Raw genomic sequence first — 24631 nt, forward strand, 5'->3', positions numbered from 1 at the left:
TCAGGGCCACCCCTTGAAAGGGGTGGCCCTGATCGAATGGTTGTCCGGCGGTGTCCTACTCTCCCACACCCTCCCGAGTGCAGTACCATCGGCGCTGGAGGGCTTAGCTTCCGGGTTCGGAATGTTACCGGGCGTTTCCCCTCCGCCATGACCGCCGTAACTCTATCGACATGTCAAACAACTCGACCAGCAATTGCTGGGTGTTGTTCGTTTGTCGGGAGTTGCACAGTGGACGCGTAGCAGCTTTGTAGTCAAGTCCTCGGCCTATTAGTACCGGTCAACTGAACCCGTTACCGGGCTTACATTTCCGGCCTATCAACCCAGTCGTCTAGCTGGGGGCCTTACCCATCCAAGGATGGTGGGATACCTCATCTTGAAGCGAGCTTCCCGCTTAGATGCTTTCAGCGGTTATCCCTTCCGAACGTAGCTAACCAGCCGTGCCCCTGGCGGGACAACTGGCACACCAGAGGTTCGTCCGTCCCGGTCCTCTCGTACTAGGGACAGCCCTTCTCAAGTATCCTACGCGCACGGCGGATAGGGACCGAACTGTCTCACGACGTTCTAAACCCAGCTCGCGTACCGCTTTAATGGGCGAACAGCCCAACCCTTGGGACCTGCTACAGCCCCAGGATGCGACGAGCCGACATCGAGGTGCCAAACCATCCCGTCGATATGGACTCTTGGGGAAGATCAGCCTGTTATCCCCGGGGTACCTTTTATCCGTTGAGCGACACCGCTTCCACTCGCAAGTGCCGGATCACTAGTCCCGACTTTCGTCCCTGCTCGACCTGTCAGTCTCACAGTCAAGCTCCCTTGTGTACTTGCACTCAACACCTGATTGCCAACCAGGCTGAGGGAACCTTTGGGCGCCTCCGTTACCCTTTAGGAGGCAACCGCCCCAGTTAAACTACCCACCAGACACTGTCCCTGAACCGGATAACGGTCCGAAGTTAGATACCCAAATCAACCAGAGTGGTATTTCAAGATTGCCTCCACCCATACTGGCGTATGGACTTCACCGGCTCCCACCTATCCTACACAAGCTAATTCGGATACCAATGTCAAGCTATAGTAAAGGTCCCGGGGTCTTTCCGTCCTGCCGCGCGTAACGAGCATCTTTACTCGTAATGCAATTTCGCCGGGCCTGTGGTTGAGACAGTGGGGAAGTCGTTACGCCATTCGTGCAGGTCGGAACTTACCCGACAAGGAATTTCGCTACCTTAGGATGGTTATAGTTACCACCGCCGTTTACTGGCGCTTAAGTTCTCCGCTTCGCCCCGAAGAGCTAACAGGTCCCCTTAACGTTCCAGCACCGGGCAGGCGTCAGTCCATATACATCGAATTACTTCTTCGCATGGACCTGTGTTTTTAGTAAACAGTCGCTTCCCCCTGCTCTCTGCGGCCATACAACGCTCCACCCGCGTGGGGCTTCACGTCTCCGGCCCCCCTTCTCCCTAAGTTACGGGGGCAATTTGCCGAGTTCCTTAACCACAGTTCGCCCGATCGCCTCGGTATTCTCTACCTGACCACCTGTGTCGGTTTGGGGTACGGGCCGCTAAGAACTCGCTAGAGGCTTTTCTCGGCAGCATAGGATCACTGACTTCACCTGAATCGGCTCGGCATCACGTCTCAGCCTTCATGCACCACGGATTTGCCTATGGTGCGGCCTACACGCTTACCCCGGCACAACCACCGGCCGGGCTCAGCTACCTTCCTGCGTCACCCCATCGCTTGACTACTACCCGCCAGGTTCCCACGCTCACCAACATTGACCCGAAGGTCGCCGCCGGTTTGGGTGGTTAGCACAGCGAGGTTCGTCAGGGTCGCTCTTTCGCGGGTACGGGAATATCAACCCGTTGTCCATCGACTACGCCTCTCGGCCTCGCCTTAGGTCCCGACTCACCCAGGGCGGATTAGCCTGGCCCTGGAACCCTTGGTCATCCGGCGGAAGGGTTTCTCACCCTTCTTTCGCTACTCATGCCTGCATTCTCACTCGTGCCGCGTCCACAACTGGGTCACCCCGTTGCTTCACCCGCGGCACGACGCTCCCCTACCCATCCACACACCTGCACAAGGAATCAAGTCCAAGCGAGGTTGAAATGTGAATGCCACAGCTTCGGCGGTGTGCTTGAGCCCCGCTACATTGTCGGCGCGGAACCACTTGACCAGTGAGCTATTACGCACTCTTTAAAGGGTGGCTGCTTCTAAGCCAACCTCCTGGTTGTCTATGCGACCCCACATCCTTTTCCACTTAGCACACGCTTAGGGGCCTTAGCTGGTGATCTGGGCTGTTTCCCTCTCGACTACGAAGCTTATCCCCCGCAGTCTCACTGCCGCGCTCTCACTTACCGGCATTCGGAGTTTGGCTGATTTCGGTAAGCTTGTGGGCCCCCTAGACCATCCAGTGCTCTACCTCCGGCAAGAAACACGCGACGCTGCACCTAAATGCATTTCGGGGAGAACCAGCTATCACGGAGTTTGATTGGCCTTTCACCCCTAACCACAGGTCATCCCCCAACTTTTCAACGTTGGTGGGTTCGGCCCTCCACGCGGTCTTACCCGCGCTTCAGCCTGCCCATGGCTAGATCACTCCGCTTCGGGTCTAGAGCATGCGACTGAATCGCCCTATTCAGACTCGCTTTCGCTACGGCTCCCCCACACGGGTTAACCTCGCCACATGCCACTAACTCGCAGGCTCATTCTTCAAAAGGCACGCCGTCACCCCGCAAGGCTCCGACGGATTGTAGGCGAACGGTTTCAGGTACTATTTCACTCCCCTCCCGGGGTACTTTTCACCATTCCCTCACGGTACTCGTCCGCTATCGGTCACCAGGAAGTATTTAGGCTTACCAGGTGGTCCTGGCAGATTCACGGCAGATTTCAGGGGTCCGCCGCTACTCGGGAACACCCACAGAAGGTCAGCAACTTTCACGTACCGGACTATCACCGTCTACGGTTGGCTTTTCCACACCATTCGGCTAGCCACTGACTTTGTAACTCCTCGAGTGCATGTCAGTACACTCAGTAGGGTCCCACAACCCCGACCACGCAACCCCTGACAGGTATCACACGCAGCCGGTTTAGCCTCGATCCGCTTTCGCTCGCCACTACTCACGGAATCACTAAATTTGTTTTCTCTTCCTACGGGTACTGAGATGTTTCACTTCCCCGCGTTCCCTCCATACACCCTATGTGTTCAGGTGCAGGTGACACCACATGACTGGTGCCGGGTTTCCCCATTCGGACACCCTGGGATCACAGCTTGGTTGACAGCTCCCCCAGGCCTATCGCGGCCTCCCACGTCCTTCATCGGCTCCTGGTGCCAAGGCATCCACCGTTCGCCCTTGACAACTTGACCACAAAGATGCTCGCGTCCACTGTGCAATTCTCAACAAACGACCAACCCACAACCCGATCCGCCCCACACCTCGATCCCACAGGGATCCCGTTTGCAGGGCCAGGTCATGCCTGGCAACCGTCCCCCACCACAGGTGGGGTCATGGTTCTGAAAGACAACCGATGGTTGTTCTTTCAGGACCCAACAGGGTGCTTTGCGTTCCTCCTCAGCCGCACCAGGACTCCGTTCCCACCACCCGAGGGTGGCTGTACTAGGTGATCCCGGCCGTTGCCGAGCACGAACTCGCCAGTGTCTCCGCCATTGAGCACCCCACCATCGCATTCGGATGGCGCGGGCTCCTTGCACCCTTTCGGGTGAAGGTGCTCCTTAGAAAGGAGGTGATCCAGCCGCACCTTCCGGTACGGCTACCTTGTTACGACTTCGTCCCAATCGCCAGCCCCACCTTCGACGGCTCCCTCCCACAAGGGGTTGGGCCACCGGCTTCGGGTGTTGCCGACTTTCGTGACGTGACGGGCGGTGTGTACAAGGCCCGGGAACGTATTCACCGCAGCGTTGCTGATCTGCGATTACTAGCGACTCCGACTTCACGGGGTCGAGTTGCAGACCCCGATCCGAACTGAGACCGGCTTTTTGGGATTCGCTCCACCTCACGGTATCGCAGCCCATTGTACCGGCCATTGTAGCATGCGTGAAGCCCTGGACATAAGGGGCATGATGACTTGACGTCATCCCCACCTTCCTCCGAGTTGACCCCGGCAGTCTTCGATGAGTCCCCGCCATAACGCGCTGGCAACATCGAACGAGGGTTGCGCTCGTTGCGGGACTTAACCCAACATCTCACGACACGAGCTGACGACAGCCATGCACCACCTGTGACCGCCCCCGAAGGACCTCACATCTCTGTGAGTTTTGCGGCCATGTCAAACCCAGGTAAGGTTCTTCGCGTTGCATCGAATTAATCCGCATGCTCCGCCGCTTGTGCGGGCCCCCGTCAATTCCTTTGAGTTTTAGCCTTGCGGCCGTACTCCCCAGGCGGGGCGCTTAATGCGTTAGCTGCGGCACAGGGAACCGGAGAGGCCCCCCACACCTAGCGCCCAACGTTTACAGCGTGGACTACCAGGGTATCTAATCCTGTTCGCTCCCCACGCTTTCGCTCCTCAGCGTCAGTATCGGCCCAGAGACCCGCCTTCGCCACCGGTGTTCCTCCTGATATCTGCGCATTTCACCGCTACACCAGGAATTCCAGTCTCCCCTACCGAACTCTAGCCTGCCCGTATCGACCGCAGGCTTGGGGTTGAGCCCCAAGTTTTCACGGTCGACGCGACAAGCCGCCTACGAGCTCTTTACGCCCAATAAATCCGGACAACGCTCGCGCCCTACGTCTTACCGCGGCTGCTGGCACGTAGTTGGCCGGCGCTTCTTCTGCAGGTACCGTCACTTACGCTTCGTCCCTGCTGAAAGAGGTTTACAACCCGAAGGCCGTCATCCCTCACGCGGCGTCGCTGCATCAGGCTTCCGCCCATTGTGCAATATTCCCCACTGCTGCCTCCCGTAGGAGTCTGGGCCGTGTCTCAGTCCCAGTGTGGCCGGTCGCCCTCTCAGGCCGGCTACCCGTCGTCGCCTTGGTAGGCCATCACCCCACCAACAAGCTGATAGGCCGCGAGCCCATCCCAGGCCGAAAAACTTTCCACCCAGCCTCATGCGAGGCCAGGTCATATTCGGTATTAGCCCCGGTTTCCCGGGGTTATCCCAAAGCCTAGGGCAGGTTGCTCACGTGTTACTCACCCGTTCGCCGCTCGAGTACCCCGAAGGGCCTTTCCGCTCGACTTGCATGTGTTAAGCACGCCGCCAGCGTTCGTCCTGAGCCAGGATCAAACTCTCCAACAAAAACTTGTTGAAAACATGTCCTGACAACAAAAGTGTTGCCAAAGGAATCCCAACCAACAGCACTTCCGAAGAAGAACTGCCAGTCCGGGGTATAAATCATAATTGGCACTGGCTTATCAAGCACCCTGTTGAGTTCTCAAAGAACAACCACACACCATCCGAAAGCCCCACACTGTGGAACCCCCGTCCGGGGCAACCTCTCCAACTTACCCGGTCCGACTTTCGCTGTCAACCTCGTGTTTGAGGTGATCAACTTGGTGCGGCCCGATCCACGCTGACGCTCACCGTGTCCGGTGGTCGTTTCTGGCGTGGGAAGTCGGCAAGACCGGCCGATCGCCGCTTCGCGGCCACCCGCCCGGCTCCCTGCCGGCTTTCGAACACTACCCGGTCGGTCTCGCGATCGCAACCCTGTATTCCGGATTGTCTCGCACCGCCCGCTCCTCAGCCTCGCTCGGCGTCTCCGCCACGAGCCTGGTGCCCGCTCTCAGCCGGTTTGTCCGGCCTCCCGCGTGCAGAGAGAAAGTTACGCGGACTGGCCCGGAGAAGGCAAATCAATGATCGTCATTGGCGGATCCGGCGTGCCGGTCCGGCGCCGCGCCGGCGTACCCGATCGGATCGGCGCGCCGGCCGGCCGGCGGCGTGCCAGAGTGGCTGCCATGGATCCCGTGTCCCGATCCCCGGCGGTCACCCTCGCCGACGAGGCGCTGCTCGGACTCCTGGCGCCCTTCTGGCAGCTGGTGATCGCCGCGGTCGTACTCGCCGTCGTCGTGCTCTCCACCGCCCGGCTGGCCCGGCGCGGCCGGTCCCGGATGACCACCGCGTTGCTCGTCACCGCCGCGGCGATCGTCGGCCTCACCCTGATCGGCGTGCTCGTCCAGGGATGACCGGCGCTCAGAGCCGTCGGTTGGCGAGGCTGGGCAGCTCGGTACGGATGGTGTGCAGGCGATCGAGGTCCAGCTCGACCACGGTCAGCCCGGGGCCGTCGGGCACCTGACCGACCACCGTCCCCCACGGGTCAACCACCATGCTGCGCCCGAAGCAGGTGCGCTCCGGCTCGTGGTCACCGATCTGACCGGCGGCGGCCACGAAGCACTGGTTCTCGATGGCCCGCGCCCGCAGCAGCACCTCCCAGTGGTCCCGGCCGGTGTGCATCATGAACGCAGCCGGCACGACCAGGAGCTGCGCTCCCCCGTCGACGGCCAGCAGCCGGTAGAGCTCGGGGAAGCGCAGGTCGTAGCAGATCGACAGGCCGACCCGCAGACCCTCGACGTCGACCACCACCGGCTGGTCGCCCGGGGCGACCGTCGCCGATTCGAGGTACGACACCCGCCCCGGGATCTCCACGTCGTACAGGTGGATCTTGCGGTAGCTGGCGGCGAGCGCGCCGGAGCGGTCGAAGACCAGGGAGGTGTTCCAGGTGTGCGCCGGATCCGGGCCGGCCTCGTGGAACGAGCCCGCCACCACCCAGATTCCGAGCCGCTCGGCGACGCCGGCGAAGAAGGTGCCCACCGTTCCGTCCACCGGCTCCGGCTCCGGCATCCCCTTGCCCGGGCCGAGGTAGTCGACGTACTCCGGGAGGACCGCGAGATCCGCGCCGGCCGCGGCGGCCCTGACCAGCAGGGCCTCGGCGGCGGCCAGGTTGGCCGCCCGGTCGTCGCGGGCGTTGAGCTGGCAGACGGCGACGCGCATGGAGATCAGGGTACGGGCGGACGCCGGCCGGGGACAGCGTCAGACGCTGGCGAGGACCAGGGCGCCTGCGGCGAACCCGAGACCGGCCAGCTGCACCGGCCGGAGCCGTTCCCGGTCCACCGCGAGTGCGAGCAGCACCGTGCTGGCCGGGTAGAGCGCCGCGATCGCGGCGACCACGCTCAGGTGGCCACGGGCCGCGGCGGCGAGGTAGAGCGCGTTCGCGGCGCTGTCGAGCAGGCCGGCGGCGGCCGCCCAGCCGAGTACCCGCGGGCCGATCCGCAGGCGCACGCCGGTGCCGACCGCGAGCGCGACACCGAAGGCGATGGAGCTGAGCCGCAGCGCCAGCACCGGCCACATGCCGGCGGCCGGACCGGCCTGGCCGAGCAGCGCGAAGAAGACGCCGAAGAGCGCGCCGGCGGTGAGGGCCAGCCCGATCACCCGGGTGGACACCGCGCCGCGGGCGCCACCCTCGCCGAGACTGACCAGGGCGATGGCGAGCACGGCCAGCGCCGCCCCGCAGAGCGCGAGGGTGCCCGGCCAGCGGGCGGTCAGCAGCCCGGCGATGATCGGCACCACTGCGGCGGTGATCGCCGTGACCGGCGCCACCACGGCCATCATCCCGGCGGCGAGGGCCCGGTAGAGCAGCATCACCCCGGCGGCGCCGGCGACGCCCGCACCGAGCCCCCACGCCAGGTCGACGGCGGTCGGGGTGCCGGGTACCACCAGCACCAGCAGGAGCAGCAGCGGCACGCTCAACACCTGGGAGACCACGGTGACGGCGACCGGGTCGGCGCGGCGGGACGCCTTGCCGCCGGAGAAGTCGGCCGTGCCGAACGCGACCGCGGACACCGCCGCGAGCATGATGGGGAACATCGGACGGTCCTACCAGACGACGGGCGGACCCGGCCAGTGTGATCCCGTACCGAACGACGGCACGGCCCCCAGTGGTGGCCGTGCCGTCGTCGTCAGTCCGGTGCGCCGGTCAGGCGGACTTCTCCTCGCGCTCCCGGCGGGCCCGGCGGCCGGTGAACTCCCGCGGGACGATCGTCGGGTTGACGTTCTCCAGGACCACCTCGCGGGTGATCAGCACGCGGGCGGCGTCCGGGTTGCTCGGCACCTCGTACATCGCGGAGAGCAGGACCTCCTCGATGATGGCGCGCAGGCCACGGGCACCGGTGCCGCGCAGCATCGCCTGGTCGGCGATCGCCTCCAGCGCCGGCTCGTCGAACTCCAGCTCGACCCCGTCCAGCTCGAAGAGCCGCTGGTACTGCTTGACCAGCGCGTTACGGGGCTCGGTGAGGATCCGGACCAGGGCGCTGCGGTCCAGGCTGCGCACGTTGGTGATCACCGGCAGCCGGCCGACGAACTCGGGGATCAGCCCGAACTTGAGCATGTCCTCCGGCATCACCTGGCTGAAGATGTCGTCGGTCGACCGCTCGGAGACCGACCGGAGGCGGGCGCCGAAGCCGGTGCCGCCGTGGCCGGTGCGGGCCTCGATGATCTGGTCGAGCCCGGCGAAGGCGCCACCACAGATGAACAGCACGTTGGTGGTGTCGATCTGGATGAACTCCTGGTGCGGGTGCTTGCGCCCGCCCTGCGGCGGCACGTTGGCCACCGTGCCTTCCAGCATCTTCAGCAGCGCCTGCTGCACGCCCTCGCCGGAGACGTCCCGGGTGATCGACGGGTTCTCCGACTTACGGGCGATCTTGTCGACCTCGTCGATGTAGATGATGCCGGTCTCGGCGCGCTTGATGTCGTAGTCCGCGGCCTGGATCAGCTTGAGGAGGATGTTCTCCACGTCCTCGCCGACGTACCCGGCCTCGGTCAGGGCGGTGGCGTCGGCGATGGCGAACGGGACGTTCAGCATCCGGGCCAGCGTCTGCGCCAGGTGGGTCTTGCCGCAACCCGTCGGGCCGAGCAGCATGATGTTGGACTTGGCCAGCTCGACGGTGTCGCTGCCGGAACCCGGCGCGCCGGCCGCCTCGGCCTGGATCCGCTTGTAGTGGTTGTAGACCGCGACGGCGAGCGCCTTCTTGGCCTGGTCCTGACCGACGACGTAGTTGTCGAGGAACTGGCAGATCTCCATCGGCTTGGGAAGCTCTTCCCACTTCACCTCGCCGGATTCGGCCAGCTCCTCCTCGATGATCTCGTTGCAGAGATCGATGCACTCGTCGCAGATGTAGACCCCGGGGCCCGCGATGAGTTTCTTGACCTGCTTCTGCGACTTGCCACAGAAGGAGCACTTCAGTAGGTCGCCGCCGTCACCGATCCGTGCCACCTACGTTCTCCCTGCACTCGTCGGCCGGAACGCCGGCCCTGACCTGCGGGCGCCGCGCGCCCGTCCGTCTCGATCCCTGCCGCCGGCCCGACCCGGCCCAGCGGTACGGAACCGACGTTACCCGCTGACGGAGGTTTCTCCGACCCCCAAAACGGGTGTGTCAGAGGTCGGCCAGGAACGACTTCCCGACCGACCTCCGACCCGTGCTGCGTCAGCTGGCGGCGTTGGCCGCCAGGAGACCCTTCTTGCGGCTGGTCAGGATCGTGTCGACCAGCCCGTACTCCTTGGCCTCCTCGGCCGTCATGATCTTGTCCCGGTCGATGTCCTTGCGGACCTGCTCGATCGGGCGGTTGCAGTGCCGGGAGAGCATGTCCTCCAGCTGGGTCCGCATCCGCAGGATCTCCCGGGCCTGGATCTCGATGTCCGAGCCCTGCCCGTAGCCGCCCTCGGTGGCCGGCTGGTGGATGATGATCCGCGAGTTCGGCAGCGCCATCCGCTTGCCCGGGGTGCCGGCCGACAGCAGGACCGCCGCCGCGCTGGCCGCCTGACCCAGGCAGACGGTGGAGATGTCCGGACGGACGTACTGCATGGTGTCGTAGATCGCCGTCATCGCGGTGAACGAGCCACCCGGCGAGTTGATGTACATGATGATGTCGCGGTCCGGGTCGGTGCCCTCGAGCGTCAGCAGCTGCGCCATCACGTCGTTGGCGGACGCGTCGTCCACCTGGACGCCGAGGAAGATGATCCGGTCCTCGAAGAGCTTGTTGTACGGGTTGGACTCCTTGACCCCGTACGACGTGCGCTCGACGAACGACGGCAGCACGTAGCGGTTGTGCACGGCCGCGAACTGGGGCGGCAGGCTCAGATCGGTCATCGTCAGCTCCTCAGCTCAGGGTCCCGGCGCCATCCGGAACCTGAGCGGCCCCGATGATCACCTTGTCGATGAAGCCGTAGTCCATGGCCTCCTGGGCGGTGAACCAACGGTCCCGGTCCGAATCCGCCTCGATCTGCGCCTGGCTCTGGCCGGTGTGGTGCGCGACCCGCTCCTGGAACATCCGCTTGGTGTAGAGCATCTGCTCGGCCTGGATCGCGATGTCGGAGGCCGTGCCGCCGAGACCACCGGACGGCTGGTGCATCATGATCCGCGCGTGCGGGAGGGCGTACCGCTTGCCCTTCGTGCCGGCGCAGAGCAGCAGCTGGCCCATGGAGGCAGCCATGCCCATCGCCACGGTCGACACGTCGTTGTCGATGAACTGCATGGTGTCGTAGATCGCCATGCCGGAGTAGACAGAGCCACCCGGCGAGTTGATCCAGAGGTTGATGTCGCGGTCCGGGTCCTCCGCCGCGAGCAGCAGCAGCTGCGCGCAGATGCGGTTGGCGACCTGGTCGGTCACCTCGCTGCCCAGGAAGATGATCCGCTCCTTGAGCAACCGGTTGTAGACCGAGTCGTCGAGGTTGCCAATGGAGTCGCCACCGCGGGCCTCGATCGCCCGGAGCGACTTCTTGGGGATGTGCATGTCGGTCATGGCAGCCCTTCGCTCTCCGTACCGTCCTCCCCGACACTAACCGCTCAGCCGAGTGATCGACTCCCGGTCGGGGCACTGTTCGCTCTCAGCGCAGTTGTGTCTCCGACGTACCCGGAAAACGGTTTCGGCCGCCGTCCACCGCAACGGGCGGACGGCGGCCTACCGGGGAAGATCAGTGCTCGTGGTCGTGCTCGTGCGCCTGCTCGCTCTCGGCCCGCAGCGCCTCGAGGGTGACCTCGTTGCCGGCGGTGTCCTTGATCTTGATCTTCTCCATGACCGCGGCGAGGGCCTTGCCGCGACGCACGTCACCGAAGACGGCGGCGGCCGCGCCGGAGCGCACCAGCTGGTCGTAGTACTGCTGCGGCGCCATGCCGGCCCGCTGCGCGCGGTGGACGATCTCGTGGCCGAACTCGTCGTCGGAGACCTGGACGTCCTCGGCGTCGGCCAGCGTGTCCAGCAGGAGCTGGATCTTGACGCCCTCGGTCGCCGCCTCGTTCAGCTCGGCGTCGATCTGCTCCTCGGTCTTCTCCTCGGCGGCGAGGTACTCCTCCAGCGAGGCACCGATCCGCTCCAGCTGGTCGATCATCGCCGCCTTGCGGCTCTCGACCTCCTCGCGGACGACACCCTCCGGCGCCGGCACCTCGGCGGCCGCGACGAGCTGCTCCAGGGCCTTGTCCCGGGCGGCGTAGATCTGCTCGACCCGCTTGCCCCGGGTGACCCGCTCGCGCAGGTCGTCACGGAGCTCGGCGATGGTGTCGAACTCGCTGGCCATCTGGGCGAAGTCGTCGTCCAGCTCCGGCAGCTCCTTCTCCTTGACCGTGCGGACGGTCACCGCCACCTCGGCGTCCCGGCCGGCGAAGTCGCCGCCCACGAGCTGGGTGGTGAAGGTGGTGCTCTCGCCGGCGGCGAGGCCGACCACGGCCTCGTCCAGCCCCGGCAGGAGCTGCTGGCTGCCGACCTCGTGCGAGATGTTGCTGGCCGAGCCGCCCGGCACCTCCTCGCCGTCAACGGTGGCGTTCAGGTCGATCTGGACGTAGTCGCCCTCCTGGGCGGCCCGCTCGACCGTCTTGAGGGTGGCGAACCGCTCGCGCAGGCTCTTGACCTGCTCGTCGATCTCGCTGTCGTCGATCTGCAGCTCGTCCACGGTCACCTCGACGGTGGCCGGGTCCGGCAGGGTGATCTCCGGGCGGACGTCGACCTCGGCGGTGAAGTTGAGCGAGTCACCGTCGTTGAACTCGGTGATCTCGACCTCCGGGCGGCCGAGGGTCTTCAGGTCGTGCTCACGGACCGCCGCGAGGATGTTCTGCGGAATCGCCTCCTGCACCGCCTCGTTGAGGACGGTGCCCCGGCCCACCCGCTGGTCGATGACGGCGGTCGGCACCTTGCCCCGGCGGAAGCCGGGAACCTGCACCTGCGAACCGATCTCCCGGTACGCCTTCTTGAGGCTCGGCTCGAGCTCGACGAACGGCACCTCGATGGCGAGCCGCACGCGCGTCGGGCTCAGAGTCTCGACGGTGCTCTTCACAGGCGTACTCCTTGACGGATCTCAGTTGAGTCTGGGCGTGTTTGCGCGCATCGAGTGTAGGCGAGCCGGGCTGCTGCTCCGGCAGCGCCCGGGTACCGCGCGACAAAAATCGGCGACGGCCCGGGGCGACCCGGCCGGCGGACGACAGTCGGGGTGGCGGGATTTGAACCCACGGCCCCTCGCTCCCAAAGCGAGTGCGCTACCAAGCTGCGCCACACCCCGTGGCGACGAGAAGTGTATGCCGTCGGCACCCGGCGGAGGTGCCGGGGAGGCCCCCAACCCGCCGAACCCCCACTAACCGGACTCCCCCGCCACCCGCCGGGAGCCGTCGGGCGGCGGCCGCCCCGCGCACTTTCCGAGAAAGAGTGGCCTCGCAGCGGCCGGAGACCACTCTTTCTCGGAAAGTGTGCGGGGCACGGGAGGGGACGCGTGGATATGCCTGTGCGCGGTGGGTGGGGGGACCGGGTAGGCTGTCGGCGCGTCCCGTCGTGGCGGGGCGACTGCGGGCGTAGCTCAATGGCAGAGCTTCAGTCTTCCAAACTGACGGTGCGGGTTCGATTCCCGTCGCCCGCTCCACCGGCTTCCGGCCCAGGTCAGAGGCTCCAACCCCCGATCCTGGTCGGCTCGACCAATCCCCGGCTTCGATCTTGCGGGCCATCCGTGGGCCACTAGCTGCTCTGGCCGCCCTTGCGCCGGGCCTGCCGGGCGATCCGCCGATCCATGGCCGAGGCGATCTCGCGGTCCCGCTCGCTGGTCGCGTGCTGGTAGATCAACGCCGCCCGCATGCTCGCGTGCCCCATTCGCTGCATCAGCTCGCGAGTGCTCGCGCCAGAGGCTGCGGCGAGGGTGTTGCCGGTGTGCCGCAGGTCGTGGAAGTGGAAGTCGGGCAGCCCCAGCGCTGCGACCGTCCGCGTCCACTTGACCGCCCGGCCGAAGTTGCCGGACCGCAGCAGCGCTCCTTTGTCGCCGGTGAAGACCAGGGCGTCAGCATCGGCGGCGGTGAACTCGGCCAGATGCGCCCGCAGCGCCTCCATGGCAGCGGCCGGCACGGCTACGACCCGGGCCCCGGCAGCCGACTTGGGCGGCCCGAATTCAAGGCGGCCCGCAAGGCGGGCCGCGCCGGCCCGGCCCCGGCCTGCTGGCGACCTCCGGCCGGCATCGGCCGGGCGGCCGGCCACGCTGACGGACGACCAGGACGTTGAAGACCTCGGGGCTCCGCCCCGAACCCCGGCCCTCCTCAGAGATGCCGCCACGGATCACCTCGCCGGGCACCACAAGGGCTACCAGCCTCCCCGGACGGGGCCCAGGTCGTTCGTCCGGTAGGGCGCTCCACCTGGTCCCCGTCCGGGGAGGCTGGACGGTCGCAGACTGCCCGACGAGGAGATCCGCTTCAACGGTTGGCGTTGTTCTGTTGCGCGTCAGCCCGCCGTGGCTATGCGTGGGGCTCGCACATGCTGAGAGCATCACGCTCCCAGTCGCTTCCTACGAGAGCGATGGGGTAGCTGACTCCTCTGACCTGCTTGTCCTCGGTCTCGACTGAGAACCGTAGCGATAGTGGCTCTGGCTGAAATGCGGTCGAGCACTCGAACCGCAGCTCGACCACGAGCTGACCGGTGCCGGCAGGGGGTAACAGACGGGGTTGTCCGATGCTGTGCATCACGACGCCCGGCCTCTCTGCATGAACCCCACGAACCGTGATCGGCACGGGGCCAGCGTTAATCAACATCAACTTCCCAGAGAGTTGGACCGATCCCTGCGAGGCGGACGAGCCTCCGAAGTCGGCCGATGCAGGTAGGGCCACGAGTGCGACCACACCGGCCCGCTCCCGCTGATCACGCGAGTCTCGCAGCTGGCTGACACCAAAGCCGCCAAGCACAACGCCAACCACGAACGCAGCGACGAGCTGCAGGGTCATCCTCTGTCTGACCGTAAGGCGGCCAGGAGTGGTGGTACCCGACTCCACCGGCTGGTGATTCTGCTCGTCCAGGTCGATCACCGCATGCTCCCCGACATGGGCGTCAGCCTAGGGTCTCTCCGCACCGGCGCGTTGCCCGCGTCCGGGGAGCAGGTCTGTTCCAGATGTGCGGACCCACGGCGGAGATGGGCTTTGAGGCAGAGGAGCGGTACGTGCCAGACGAGGTGTTCCCCAGCGATCTTTCCGGCCACTTCTGGGCAACGCTGAAACACCGGCCGGAACTCGATCGATGGCGCTTCGAGATCCTCGACTATCAGAACAACGTCCTGCTCAGTGGCTTGGCCTGTAGCGAGCGGCAGGCCGCAGCCATCGTCAACGCATGGGACCAGGTGATCGCAACGTCGCCCGACGAAGAGGACCCCGGCATGGATTGGGTCGATGACTCGGAATGACGGGTGGACTGCTGTCCCAGGGACGCATGCAAGCCGGTGGCCGTGACGGGCCATCCACGGGCCAGTAACCGTGGCGCGCAGCGGTCACGAGCGGGCACGAGCGGCATTGCCGGCCGCAGGCGTTTCGGGCATCACGACCCCTTGAGCACGCTCTTCCAAACTGACGGTGCGGGTTCGATTCCCGTCGCCCGCTCCACCTATGAAGGCCCAGGTAGACCGCACGATTGCGACACCTGAGCCCTTTCACCCCTCCCCATATTGGATCTTGCGTGCCATCCGGGTGCCATTCACGGCCGGCGGCGGCCATTTCCGGCGATGCGGCGGTCCATCGCCTGGGCGATCTCGCGGTCACGCTCGCTGGTGGCGTGCTGATAGATCAGGGCGGCGCGCAAGGTGGCGTGGCCCATGCGGTGCATGATCTCCCGGGTGCTGGCCCCCGCAGACGCGGCGAGCGTGTTGCCGGCATGCCGTGGGTCATGGAAGTGGAAGCCGGCCAGGCCCACCGAGGCGACCGTCTTGGTCCACCTGACCGCCCGCCCGAAGATGAAGTCAGCCCTCTCAGGCTCGTACGCCTACTACGACCGGATCGACATCCTCCCCGAGGCCGGCCGGGCCTGGTCGGACGCCCACCGCAACGACTGAACCGCCCGCTCCCCCGGCCGCCCCCGGCGTCGCCCCCGCGACCCGGGGGTGATCGTCCTATACGCCCTCGGACGGCCGCTGCCACCCGCTAACGTCACGCCATGTCGAGCGAGTCCCGCGACCAGAACGCCGACGTCGCCGACCGGGCCACCCCCGTCGAAATCTTCTTCGACGTCGTCTTCGTCCTCACCATCACCCAACTCGCCGGCCTGCTCGAGCACGAACTCAGCTGGGCCGGCGTCGGCCAGACCGTCCTGATCCTCGGCCTGCTCTGGTACCTCTACAGCGGCTACGCCTGGCTCACCAACCACGTCCCACCCCGCCGCCCCGCCCGCAAACTCCTCCTCTTCGGCGGCATGGCCGGCTTCCTGCTCACCGCCGTCGCCATCCCCGACGCCTTCACCGGCAGCGGCCTGCTCTTCGGCGTCGGCTACCTGATCGTGGTCACCGTCCACGTCGCCCTGTTCACCCGCACCATTGCCCGCCCCGCGGTCCGCCGGTTCGCCCCCTACAACCTCGGCGGCGCCGCCCTCGTGATCATCGCTGGCCTACTCACCGGACCCGCCGTGCCGGTCCTCTGGGTCGCCGCCATCTTCACCCAGACCGTCCTGCCCCACCTGCTGCCCGGCCACTCCTGGGTCGGCAGCGCCGCGAGCTTCCACATCCGCCCCGCCCACTTCGTCGAACGGCACGCCCTGCTCGTCATCGTGGCCCTCGGTGAAACCGTCGTCGCCATCGGTATGGGCGCCCGGGTCGACCATCTCAACGCCGGCGTCGCCGGCGCCGTCGTGATGGCCCTCGCCCTCCCCGTCACCCTCTGGTGGACCTACTTCACCGACACCGCCGCCGGCGAGGCGGCCCTCGAACGCGCCGACGACGCCACCCGAGCCCGCATGTCCGTCCGCGTCTACGTCCTCACCCACTTCGTGCTGCTTCTCGGCATCATCGCCACCGCCACCGGCCTGCACGCCGTGGTGGCCCACCCCGAGACCCCCGCCGGATGGCCCGCCGCGCTCGCCCTCACCGCCGGCGTGGCCCTCTTCCTCGCCGCCATCGCCGACCTTCGCCACTCCCTCGGCGTCGGGCGGACCACCAGCCGCCTTGCCACGGCCGCGCTCGTCCTGGCCAGCACCCCCATCGGCGCAAGCGTCAACTCTGCCCTGCACCTGGGCGTCGTGATCATCCTGATGCTCGTCATGCTGCTGATCGACGGGCACCGTCCCGGCGCACCACTCAGCCGCGCGGCGCGTACATGATCACTGCGACGCATGGGCGGCGCTCCTTCGCTCTGGTCGGGCGGTCGCCAGGGGGCACGAGCGGTCTCACACTCGCTGTCTTGGCGTGGCCCACCAGGGCCTTGTCCGCCCTGATCTTCGTCCTTCCAGACTGACGGTGCGGGTTCGATTCCCGTCGCCCGCTCCACTCCCGAAGGCCAGCTTGACCGCATGATCGCGGCACCTGGGCCTCCCGCTCTCCCCCATTGTTGGATCTTGGTGCCATCCGCGTGCCATTCACTGGGAGCGTCGGCCCTTGCCGGCGATGGGGCGGTCCATCGGGCGATCTCGCTGGTAGGTGCTGGTAGACGAGAACGGCCCGCATGGTGGCGTGTCCCATGCGGGGCACAAGCTCCCGGCCCGATTGATCTGTAACGGCTTCGCGTCGGGCTTGGCGAGCGTCATTCGGGCTCGGTCTGCTTCGGCACCTGCCCCCGGTCGCGTAGCAGGACGGCCAGGTTCTTCCGGGTGCTCAGGGTGTGAGGGTGCTCCTCGCCCAGGATCCGGTTGCGGGCGGCCAGCACGGCCCGGTACTCGGCCTCGGCCTGCTCCAACTGCCCCCGGTGGTGCAGCAGGACGGCCAGGTTGTGCCGGGTGGTCAGGGTGTGAGGGTGCTCCTCGCTCTGGATCCGGTTGCGGGCGGCCAGCACGGCCCGGTACTCGGCCTCGGCCTGCTCCAACTGCCCCCGGCGGCGCAGCAGAACGGCCAGGTTGTGCCGGGTGCTCAGGGCGTGAGGGTGCTCCTCGCCCTGGATCCGGTTGCGGGCGGCCAGCACGGCCCGGTACTCGGCCTCGGCCTGCTCCAGCTGCCCCCGGTCGCGCAGCAGGCCAGCCAGCTCCTGCCGGGCGGTCAGAACGTCGGGGTGCCGTTCGCCCTGGATCCGGTTGCGGGCGGCCAGCACGGCGCGGTACTCGGCCTCGGCCTGCTCCAGCTGCCCCCGATGGTGCAGCAGGACGGCCAGGTTGTGCCGGGTGGTCAGAGTGTTCGGGTGCTCCTCGCCCAGGATCCGGTTGCGGGCGGCCAGCACGGCGCGGCACTCGGCCTCGGCCTGCTCCAGCTGCCCCCGGTCGCGCAGCAGAACGGCCACCTCGTGCCGGGTGGCCAGAGTGCTGGGGTGCTCCTCGCCCAGGATCCGGTTGCGGACGGCCAGCACGGCCCGGTACTCGGCCTCGGCCTGCTCCAGCTGCCCCCGGTCGCGCAGCAGGCCAGCCAGGGTGTGCCGGGTGACCAGGACGTCTCGGTGCTCCTCGCCTAGGAGTCGCGTTTCCGCGGCGAGCACCTCACGCAGATCACTGTCGGCCTGGGCGTAACGGCCGACCGCCCTGTAGTAGTAGGCGCCGTAGGTGGCGGGCCAGCTGATTTTTTCCCTGGCTTCGTGGGGGAGGTCGGCGTCAGGCGACAGTAGGTGCAGGGCGCTCGGGGCGTGCGGGGCGACAGCCTGCCAGATCGGCCACCAGGCTGGATCACCTGGTTCTTGGGTTTCGATGTCCATGGCACGCAACAGCAGTTGCGTGACCAGCGGAAGGTAGGCGTCCAGGTGTTCGGCGACGTCAGGATGCGCCCGGTTGGTGTCACGCACCACGGGATGCAGCGCCACGGCGTCCGCAACCTCCTCGGCGGTGGTCGTGGTGTCCTGGGCGAGGGTGACCAGGCTCAGGCCGGCAAGCGCGGTCAACGCTTGCCAGAGCCGAGCGGCGCTGAGACCGGGAAACAGCGGGGAGGCGGCCATCGTTGGCACGTGCAGCAGTAGACCGTAGGGAATGGGTGCGAGCTCGAAGCAGGACAGCAGGCGCAGAAGCGGCCGCGCCTCGGCGATGCCGCGCCGCTGCAGCAGTGCCAGGGACAGCTCCCACGTGTGGGTGATGACGGCGTTGCCCGCCTCCTGCGCGGAGCCGCTTGAAGGGTTGGACCACGGGAACAGCTGGCCAAAGTCACGGTCAAGGGTGGCTTGGTACTCGGTGAACGTCACCGGAGCTCCCGGCTCCCGGAACGCCGCTGGCGTCGCGGTGACGGTCGCCAGATAGGAGCCGGCCAGGTGTAGCGCCAGTGGCAGCCCGCCGAGCCGCTCGGCGAGCGCGTCGGCTTCGGCGCGGGATCCGGCCACCGGACCGGCGACATCCTGCAGGACCTGGCCGCCGTCGCGCCCACTCAGTTCCGGCACCCAATGCAGGGCCGCCTGGGGCCCCCACGTGCGAGGGTCCCCGTCGCGGGTGGTGATGAGAATGGCCCCGTCTGGTCCCGGTGGCCTCAGCCAGCCCGTCTCGTCGGCGATTTGCCCATTCGGGGCCAGCACGGGTTGCGGATCGTCGGCGTTGTCGATCACCAGCAGCCACCGCTGCGCGTGCTGGCGCAGCAGCCGCCAGGCCAGATCCGCAGGGTTCGCCTGCGACAGCTGCTCGACGGTGGCCCCGAGCCGGTGAGTGACCGCCTGCATCCCTGCGGCGAAGATGCCGGAGTCCACGGCCGAGACCCACCACACCTCCACACCCTGGGCGGCGATCCGGCGTGCGACCTCCAGCGACAGGCGCGTCTTGCCGGTCCCGCCCAGGCCGTACAGGACGTGCACGCGCGGACTGTCACTCTGCGCGGTCACGATCCGGCTCAGCCGCTCGACCAGTGAATCCCGGCCCCGCAGCGGTGCCTGCGGATTCCGGCGCCCCCACGGCGGGGCGATCGACGGCAGTGCCTCCGCCGATGCCGGCGCCAGAAAGTAGTTGTGCTGGGTGCCAGCCCCCTGCACTGCCTGCTGCGCCCAGCCGGCGGCCGACACGAACTGATCCACGACCTGGGCATCCGCCCGGTCGATTGCCTCGGCCGTGAGCTTATCGGCCTGCGGCACCTGATCCACCACCGAAGGTGTTGGCCTGGAGTCCCTGGCCCTGCACCGCCTGCCGGGCGTTGTCGAACGCCACGGCATGCTGCTGGACCGAGCCGATCGTCGGCTGTGGCACCCGCCCAGCTGCCTCCTTGACCAGCGCCTGCAGGCGCACAATCGCATCTGGGTCGTCCTCCAGCAGATCGCCCAGGCGGGCTTGCCAGGCCGTCTCCAGCCTCGACCGGGCCTGCACCATCTCCTGACCAGACAGACCCTCCAACTCGCTCCGCGATCCTTCTAGCCGCCGCTCCACCGCCTCCACCCGCGCTGGGTCGTCGCGACCGAATAGCCGTGCGAAGCTGGTCTTGGCCCATCCCCAGGCATCCGTAGCCATCGCCCCCACCAGCGCGCTGGCCGCCGTAGCCAACAACTCCACCGCCATTGCCCCTCCAGGCTCATACCCACCGTGGTCCTAGTAGTACACGGAGAGACAACACTGGGAAACCCTGCAGGGGGTCCAGAGCTCCTGTCGAAGGCTGGACACATGGTTGGCAACCAGCCCGGGCAGAGAAGCTGCCATCCGCCCCGTGCAGGTCAGGCCAATCACAGGCGTGCCGTCGATGTGCCAGTAGCCGGTAGCCGGGACGGTCACCAGGGGCCACCTTGTCCCCGTCGGGGAGGCTGGACGGTCTACGACTGCCCGACGAGGAGATCCGCTGCGATCGGCGGCGATCACCACTCCATCAGTGGAGGAACTTGAAGACCGTTCCCGTGGCGTCCAGGGGACGCGGTGCGCCGTCAAGCCGATGAACGCCCACAGAGAACCGCACATCGTCCGGAGCGTGGAATGCCTCCTCCACGAAGCCGGCATCGCGAAGCCACGCCCGTACGGCCGGCGTCAGGTCCGGTGCTCGCCGCGCCCTGGTCCAGATCACGGTGGCGCCCTCTGCGCACAGCTGGGGCAGGGCGGCAACCGTTCGCTGCACGTCACCGTCGGAGATGTTGCCGAAGACCCCAACCATGAGCACCAGATCGGCCGGAACCGCCCCGACGTACGACGAGAGCTGCCCAGCGTCTGCCTGCCTGACCACGAGGTTCGAGAGCCCAGCCTGGCCGGCTGCGGCTTGGGCAGCGGCCACGTTGCCCGCGTCGTACTCAAGCAGGGTTCCCTGGACCCGATGGGCATCCGGCCGTGGGGCGAGGACACCGATGAGGTCATGACCCTGCCCCGCGCATGCGCTCACCACGGTCAACCGCTCATCGGGACGCTGGTCGAGCCACGAGGCGATGTGCTGCTGCACCAGCCGCAGTCGACGCGACAGCGGGGAGTTCTCATCAGCGTAGGGTTCATGCCACGCCTGCCAGTGAGTCTGGTTGGTCATCCGGCTCACCTTGTCAGAGCAAGGTCGGCACCGACGCCCCGTCGTGGACCAGCCGGACTGGGGGCCGCGCCCGCAGCCATCCCCGAATGCCTCAGTCGCCGTTCGGCGCTCCATCGTGCTGCGTCTGTTTTTCCCCGGCCCGGTCGACGGGCGGCGAGGACAAACCCGCCGGCGCCTGGCGGCCCAGGCACCGTCGCTCCCGCCGATGGCGGCGCGCGGCGAGACCCGAAGCCCGTGCTCCGGCGGGGCATCGGAGTCGACCGTCGATGGCTAGCATCCCGTCCATGACGACCGCCGATCTCGCGGCGACCCCCGCGCCGCGCACACCTGGGCGCGCCCTGGCCCGTACGCAGTTCCTGCTGGTCGGCGTCTACGTCGTCGCCGTCAGCGTCGCGCTGGGCCGGGCCGCCGCCTTCTCCGGGCACCTCTACCTGCCTCGCCAGGGTGACGCCGCCACCGGCAACGCCGACCTCTGGCCGGGGCTGTGGGGCGGGGTGTGGCTGGTGCTGGTCGTCGTCATCGGCATGGTGCCCCTGGCCGCGGCGGGCACGGCGCTGGTCGCCGTCGCCCGGCTCGCCTCCCCCCGGATGCGTGCCGGGTCCGCCCGGAGGCGCAGCCTGCTGGCGGGCACTGTCCTCGCCACCCTCGTCGTCGCCGCCTGGGTGAGCCCGCCCATGACCACTCTGTACACCTGGCTCGTCGACTGACCCCCTGGGCTGCGGGCCGACCGCCGAGCCGTTGGAAGCGCGACGATCAGGCGAGGCGCGCGCCGCCCGCCGTCCCGCTGCCGCGCACCTTCGTTTCGGCCGGCGGACGGGGCCGGGCGGTCGATCGGGTCTGCTGCATCGGCTGCGTACGATGCGGGGCCGGGCAACTCGTGGGCGTGGAGGTATCGACCGATGGCAGGCCAGCAGGACGGGTTTGCCCTCGGCGTCGACCTCGGCACGTCCAACACCGTGGCCGTGCTGCGTTGGCCGGACGGGCGGACCCGGCCGCTGCTCGTCGACGGCCAGCCGATCCTCCCCTCCGGCGTGTACGCCGACGCCGACGGGCGGCTGCACGTCGGCCGGGACGCGCAGCGGCTGGCGCAGGCCGACCCGGCCGGGTACGAGCCGAACCCGAAGCGGCGGGTGGACGAGCCGACCGTGTCGCTGGGCGGGCGGGCGTACCCCCCGGCGGAGCTGCTGGCGGCGACGCTGCGCGCGGTGGCGGAGTCGGCGGTCGCGGCGGCCGGCTTCCTGCCCCCGGCGGTGGTCACCTACCCGGCGGCGTGGGAGGCGCCCCGACGGCAGGTGCTGCACGAGGCGCTGGCACTCGCCGGCTGGCCCACGGCCGCCGAGCACACCATGTCCGGACCGATCCCGCCCGGGACCCGCCTGCTGCGGGAGCCGGTGGCCGCCGCCCGGTACTACACCGACGTGCTGCGCCGGCCGGTGCCGGTCGGCGGCGCGGTCGCGGTCTTCGACTTCGGCGGCGGCACGTTGGACGTCGCCGTGGTCCGCAACGAGGGCGCCGACCCGTGGGGGGACTCCGGCTTCACGGTGATCTCCACCGGTGGGGTGGCCGACCTGGGCGGCCTGGACCTGGACGCCGCCCTGGTGGGTCGGCTCGGGGAGCTGGTCGCCGACGTCGATCCGGCACGGTGGGCCCGGCTGACGACGCCGGAGACGGGCACCCAGTGGCGGGACCGGCAGCAGCTCTGGGACAACGTGCGCGGGGCGAAGGAGATGCTGTCGCGGGCCACCGTCGCCCCGGTCGCCGTACCGGGGGTGGAGACGGCGGCGCGGCTGGACCGGGCCGACCTGGAACGGCTCGCCGCTCCCCTGCTGGCCCGGGCGGTGGCGGAGACCCGCGAGGTGATCGCCGCCGCGGGGCTCACCCCGGAGCGGTTGGCCGGGCTCTTCCTGGTCGGCGGTTCGTCCCGGATACCGCTGGTGGCCCGGATGCTGCACGCCGAGCTGGGCATCGCGCCGACGGTGCTGGAACAGCCCGAGCTGCCGGTCGCCGAGGGCGCGCTGACCGACCTGCCGATGCCCCGCCCGCAGTCCCGGCCGGCGCCGGTCGCCGCCGGAGCACCCGGCCACGTTCCGGCAGCGGCACCCGGAGCGCCCGGGCAGGCGGCGCACGGGACGCCGGGCCGAGCGGCGGCGCCGCAGCAGACGCCGGGGCACGCGTCACCCGGCGACGCGGCGGCGCACGGAACGCCAGGCCAACCGGCGACGCCGCAGCAGACGCCGGGGCACGCGGCGGCGGCGCACGGGTCACCCGGTGAGGCGGCCGGGGTGGCCGACCCGGCGGCGAAGACGGCGACGGCGGCGACGCTGCCCCGGCCGGCGCCGACCCGGCCCGACCCGTACCTGCCCGGGCAGGCGGTGTCGCCGGCAGCCGGGACGGTGGCGGGCTGGTCGGGCGTACCTCAGTCGGCTCCGCCGGTGTCGCCGGCACCCGGCGGCGGTCCGACCGGGCCGGGACGGTCCCGGCGAGGGCTCTGGATCGCGCTCGGCGCGGGCCTGGCGGTGGTCGGCGTGCTGGCCGCGACCGTGCTCTGGCTGACCCGGGACCGCTACCCGGCGCTGGAGTTCCGGACCCTGGAGGTGGTGGCCACGCCGAAGGCCGGCGCGGAGCGCGCGACCGCCGTGTTCACCTCGGTCCTCGGCGACCGTGCCTATCTCGCCCACCAGTTGGCCGACGACCGGCTGGAGGTGATGGCGGTCGACGCGGGCAGCGGGGACGAGCTGTGGCGCAAGGCCACCCCGGTCGGCGCGCAGCGGTGGACCGGGATCCGCGCGCTGCCCGGCGGGGTGGCGGTCCTCGCGGACGCGTCCGGCGACAGCACGCCGCGCGACCTGCTGGTGCTCGACGCCGGCTCCGGCGACCAACGCTGGCGGCTCTCCGTGCACGGCGACGACGACCTGCACTACACCCGGGACACGGTGGTCTGGGTCGACCGGACCGGCGACCGACTGGTCGGCCTGCGGATGCGCGACGGCCACGAGGAGTGGCGCCAGGACAGTCCGCGCGACGAGTACGGCAGCAACCGGACCCGGGTCGTGCGGGTCGGCACCCCGGAGGCGGCGAGCGGTGCCGGGTCGGTTACCGGCGCGCCGACGGCACCCTGGCTCGGTACCGGCGGCCGGCTGGTGCAGGTGGGCGCCGACCGGTCGGTCCGGCTGATCGACATGGACAGCGGTGACGTGCTGCGCAGCCGGCCCAACGTGGCCGACGTCGACGACCTGGTGGTGGCGCACGCCGACCGGCTGTACGTCACCGAGGACGAGCGCGGTTACCGACTGCTCGGGTACGACCTGGCGAGCCTCGGCGAGCCGGACGTGCTCTACACCGCTCCGGACGGCGGGCGGCGACCGCAGTCGCTGGTCGCCTGCGGCGAGCACCGGGCCTGCCTGCTGGAGGTGCCGGACGGCGAGACCGCGCGCACCGAGGTGGTGGCGGCGACCGAGGGCAAGGGCAGCCGGCACTGGCCGGCCCCGGAGGCCGACGGGCTGGTGTCGGTCGGCGAGCACCTGCTGGCCCGGCGGGACTCCCCGCAGTACGCCGTCACCCTCTTCGACGCCGACGGCAGGGCGGTGCTGGCCGACCGGGACGGCGTGGCGGTCCGGTTGGACGCGGGCAACGTGCTGCTCTTCGCGGAACCGCCGAGCACCGCCGAGGACGACCCCAGCCTCGCCGGCATGGCGGTGGACGGAAAGTCGCCGTTCGAGATGGGTGAGCTCAAGGACGTCCGCAGCGAGTCCTGCTCGTGGAACGCCTCGCTGATCGCCTGCGGCCGGGAGAAGGACTTCGTGCTGTACCGCTTCGCCGGGGACGACTGAGCCCCCACGGCCGGAGTTCACTGCGGCGGGCGGGTCGTTTTCCCCCAAGGCGGACGC

The 24631-nt window shown here is 68.3% G+C and carries 16 protein-coding genes, 2 tRNA genes, 3 rRNA genes and 1 pseudogene; 7 read left to right on the forward strand and 15 right to left on the reverse strand.

Annotation, left to right across the window (positions count from 1 at the left end):
• Nucleotides 1-42: 42 nt before the first annotated feature.
• From rrf to ACTWM8_RS24135, 3 genes are all read right to left on the reverse strand, one after another.
• Nucleotides 43-159 (reverse strand): 5S ribosomal RNA (gene rrf, locus ACTWM8_RS24125).
• An 88-nt stretch (nt 160-247) separates the two neighbouring features.
• A 23S ribosomal RNA gene (locus ACTWM8_RS24130) occupies nt 248-3358 on the reverse strand.
• A gap of 370 nt (nt 3359-3728) precedes the next feature.
• A 16S ribosomal RNA gene (locus tag ACTWM8_RS24135) occupies nt 3729-5245 on the reverse strand.
• Together the 16S, 23S and 5S rRNA genes form the textbook arrangement of a ribosomal RNA operon.
• Nucleotides 5246-5901: 656 nt before the next feature.
• Between ACTWM8_RS24135 and ACTWM8_RS24140 the strand changes: the two genes are divergently transcribed.
• Nucleotides 5902-6129 (forward strand): hypothetical protein, encoded by a 228-nt coding sequence (locus ACTWM8_RS24140; RefSeq protein ID WP_238450288.1) that lies wholly within the window; start codon nt 5902-5904, stop codon nt 6127-6129.
• Between the two features lie 7 nt (nt 6130-6136).
• Here the strand turns inward: ACTWM8_RS24140 and ACTWM8_RS24145 are convergent, their stop codons facing one another.
• From ACTWM8_RS24145 to ACTWM8_RS24175, 7 genes are all read right to left on the reverse strand, one after another.
• Nucleotides 6137-6934, reverse strand: coding sequence for a carbon-nitrogen hydrolase family protein (locus ACTWM8_RS24145; protein ID WP_446211010.1), 798 nt, complete (start codon nt 6932-6934; stop codon nt 6137-6139).
• A gap of 39 nt (nt 6935-6973) precedes the next feature.
• A complete protein-coding gene (locus ACTWM8_RS24150; protein WP_446211011.1) occupies nt 6974-7807 on the reverse strand; it encodes an EamA family transporter in 834 nt (277 codons plus the stop codon).
• Between the two features lie 109 nt (nt 7808-7916).
• Nucleotides 7917-9212, reverse strand: a complete 1296-nt coding sequence (clpX, locus tag ACTWM8_RS24155) for an ATP-dependent Clp protease ATP-binding subunit ClpX (RefSeq protein WP_446211012.1) — start codon at nt 9210-9212, stop codon at nt 7917-7919.
• A 211-nt stretch (nt 9213-9423) separates the two neighbouring features.
• A complete protein-coding gene (locus ACTWM8_RS24160; RefSeq protein WP_088960729.1) occupies nt 9424-10086 on the reverse strand; it encodes an ATP-dependent Clp protease proteolytic subunit in 663 nt (220 codons plus the stop codon).
• A gap of 10 nt (nt 10087-10096) precedes the next feature.
• Nucleotides 10097-10738: an ATP-dependent Clp protease proteolytic subunit gene (locus ACTWM8_RS24165; RefSeq protein ID WP_088960728.1), complete on the reverse strand. Its 642-nt coding sequence runs from the start codon at nt 10736-10738 to the stop codon at nt 10097-10099.
• A 172-nt stretch (nt 10739-10910) separates the two neighbouring features.
• Complete coding sequence (gene tig, locus ACTWM8_RS24170) at nt 10911-12263, reverse strand: trigger factor (RefSeq protein WP_446211013.1); 1353 nt, start codon at nt 12261-12263, stop codon at nt 10911-10913.
• Nucleotides 12264-12411: 148 nt separating this feature from the next.
• Nucleotides 12412-12485: transfer RNA gene (locus ACTWM8_RS24175), tRNA-Pro, on the reverse strand.
• Nucleotides 12486-12765: 280 nt separating this feature from the next.
• On the opposite strand from ACTWM8_RS24175, the gene ACTWM8_RS24180 reads away from it, so the two are divergent.
• Nucleotides 12766-12839, forward strand: a tRNA-Gly gene (locus ACTWM8_RS24180).
• A 92-nt stretch (nt 12840-12931) separates the two neighbouring features.
• On the opposite strand, the gene ACTWM8_RS24185 is transcribed toward ACTWM8_RS24180, so the two are convergent.
• On the reverse strand, nt 12932-13312 hold the full coding sequence (locus ACTWM8_RS24185) for a tyrosine-type recombinase/integrase (RefSeq protein WP_446211014.1): 381 nt from the start codon (nt 13310-13312) through the stop codon (nt 12932-12934).
• 1078 nt (nt 13313-14390) lie between these two features.
• On the opposite strand from ACTWM8_RS24185, the gene ACTWM8_RS24190 reads away from it, so the two are divergent.
• A complete protein-coding gene (locus ACTWM8_RS24190) occupies nt 14391-14630 on the forward strand; it encodes a hypothetical protein (RefSeq protein ID WP_446211015.1) in 240 nt (79 codons plus the stop codon).
• 287 nt (nt 14631-14917) lie between these two features.
• On the opposite strand, the gene ACTWM8_RS24195 is transcribed toward ACTWM8_RS24190, so the two are convergent.
• Nucleotides 14918-15133, reverse strand: a complete 216-nt coding sequence (locus tag ACTWM8_RS24195; protein ID WP_446211016.1) for a hypothetical protein — start codon at nt 15131-15133, stop codon at nt 14918-14920.
• Nucleotides 15134-15146: 13 nt separating this feature from the next.
• On the opposite strand from ACTWM8_RS24195, the gene ACTWM8_RS24200 reads away from it, so the two are divergent.
• Nucleotides 15147-15272, forward strand: a complete 126-nt coding sequence (locus ACTWM8_RS24200) for a hypothetical protein (protein ID WP_446211017.1) — start codon at nt 15147-15149, stop codon at nt 15270-15272.
• A 101-nt stretch (nt 15273-15373) separates the two neighbouring features.
• The gene (locus ACTWM8_RS24205) at nt 15374-16528 is read left to right on the forward strand and encodes a low temperature requirement protein A (protein ID WP_446211018.1); all 1155 of its coding nucleotides are present in this window, start codon (nt 15374-15376) and stop codon (nt 16526-16528) included.
• 419 nt (nt 16529-16947) lie between these two features.
• Here ACTWM8_RS24205 and fxsT read toward each other — a convergent pair whose 3' ends face one another.
• From fxsT to ACTWM8_RS24220, 3 genes are all read right to left on the reverse strand, one after another.
• Entirely contained in the window at nt 16948-19329 is a 2382-nt protein-coding gene (gene fxsT, locus ACTWM8_RS24210) for an FxSxx-COOH system tetratricopeptide repeat protein (RefSeq protein WP_446211019.1), read from the reverse strand.
• 40 nt (nt 19330-19369) lie between these two features.
• The gene (locus ACTWM8_RS24215; protein ID WP_446211020.1) at nt 19370-19804 is read right to left on the reverse strand and encodes a hypothetical protein; all 435 of its coding nucleotides are present in this window, start codon (nt 19802-19804) and stop codon (nt 19370-19372) included.
• Nucleotides 19805-20105: 301 nt separating this feature from the next.
• Nucleotides 20106-20744, reverse strand: a complete 639-nt coding sequence (locus tag ACTWM8_RS24220) for an SAM-dependent methyltransferase (RefSeq protein WP_446211021.1) — start codon at nt 20742-20744, stop codon at nt 20106-20108.
• A 284-nt stretch (nt 20745-21028) separates the two neighbouring features.
• On the opposite strand from ACTWM8_RS24220, the gene ACTWM8_RS24225 reads away from it, so the two are divergent.
• Entirely contained in the window at nt 21029-21451 is a 423-nt protein-coding gene (locus tag ACTWM8_RS24225) for a hypothetical protein (protein WP_446211022.1), read from the forward strand.
• 450 nt (nt 21452-21901) lie between these two features.
• Nucleotides 21902-24574, forward strand: a pseudogene (locus tag ACTWM8_RS24230) (Hsp70 family protein); the annotation flags it as partial.
• Nucleotides 24575-24631 lie beyond the last annotated feature (57 nt).

This window comes from Micromonospora sp. IBSANI012 (genome assembly GCF_052814045.1).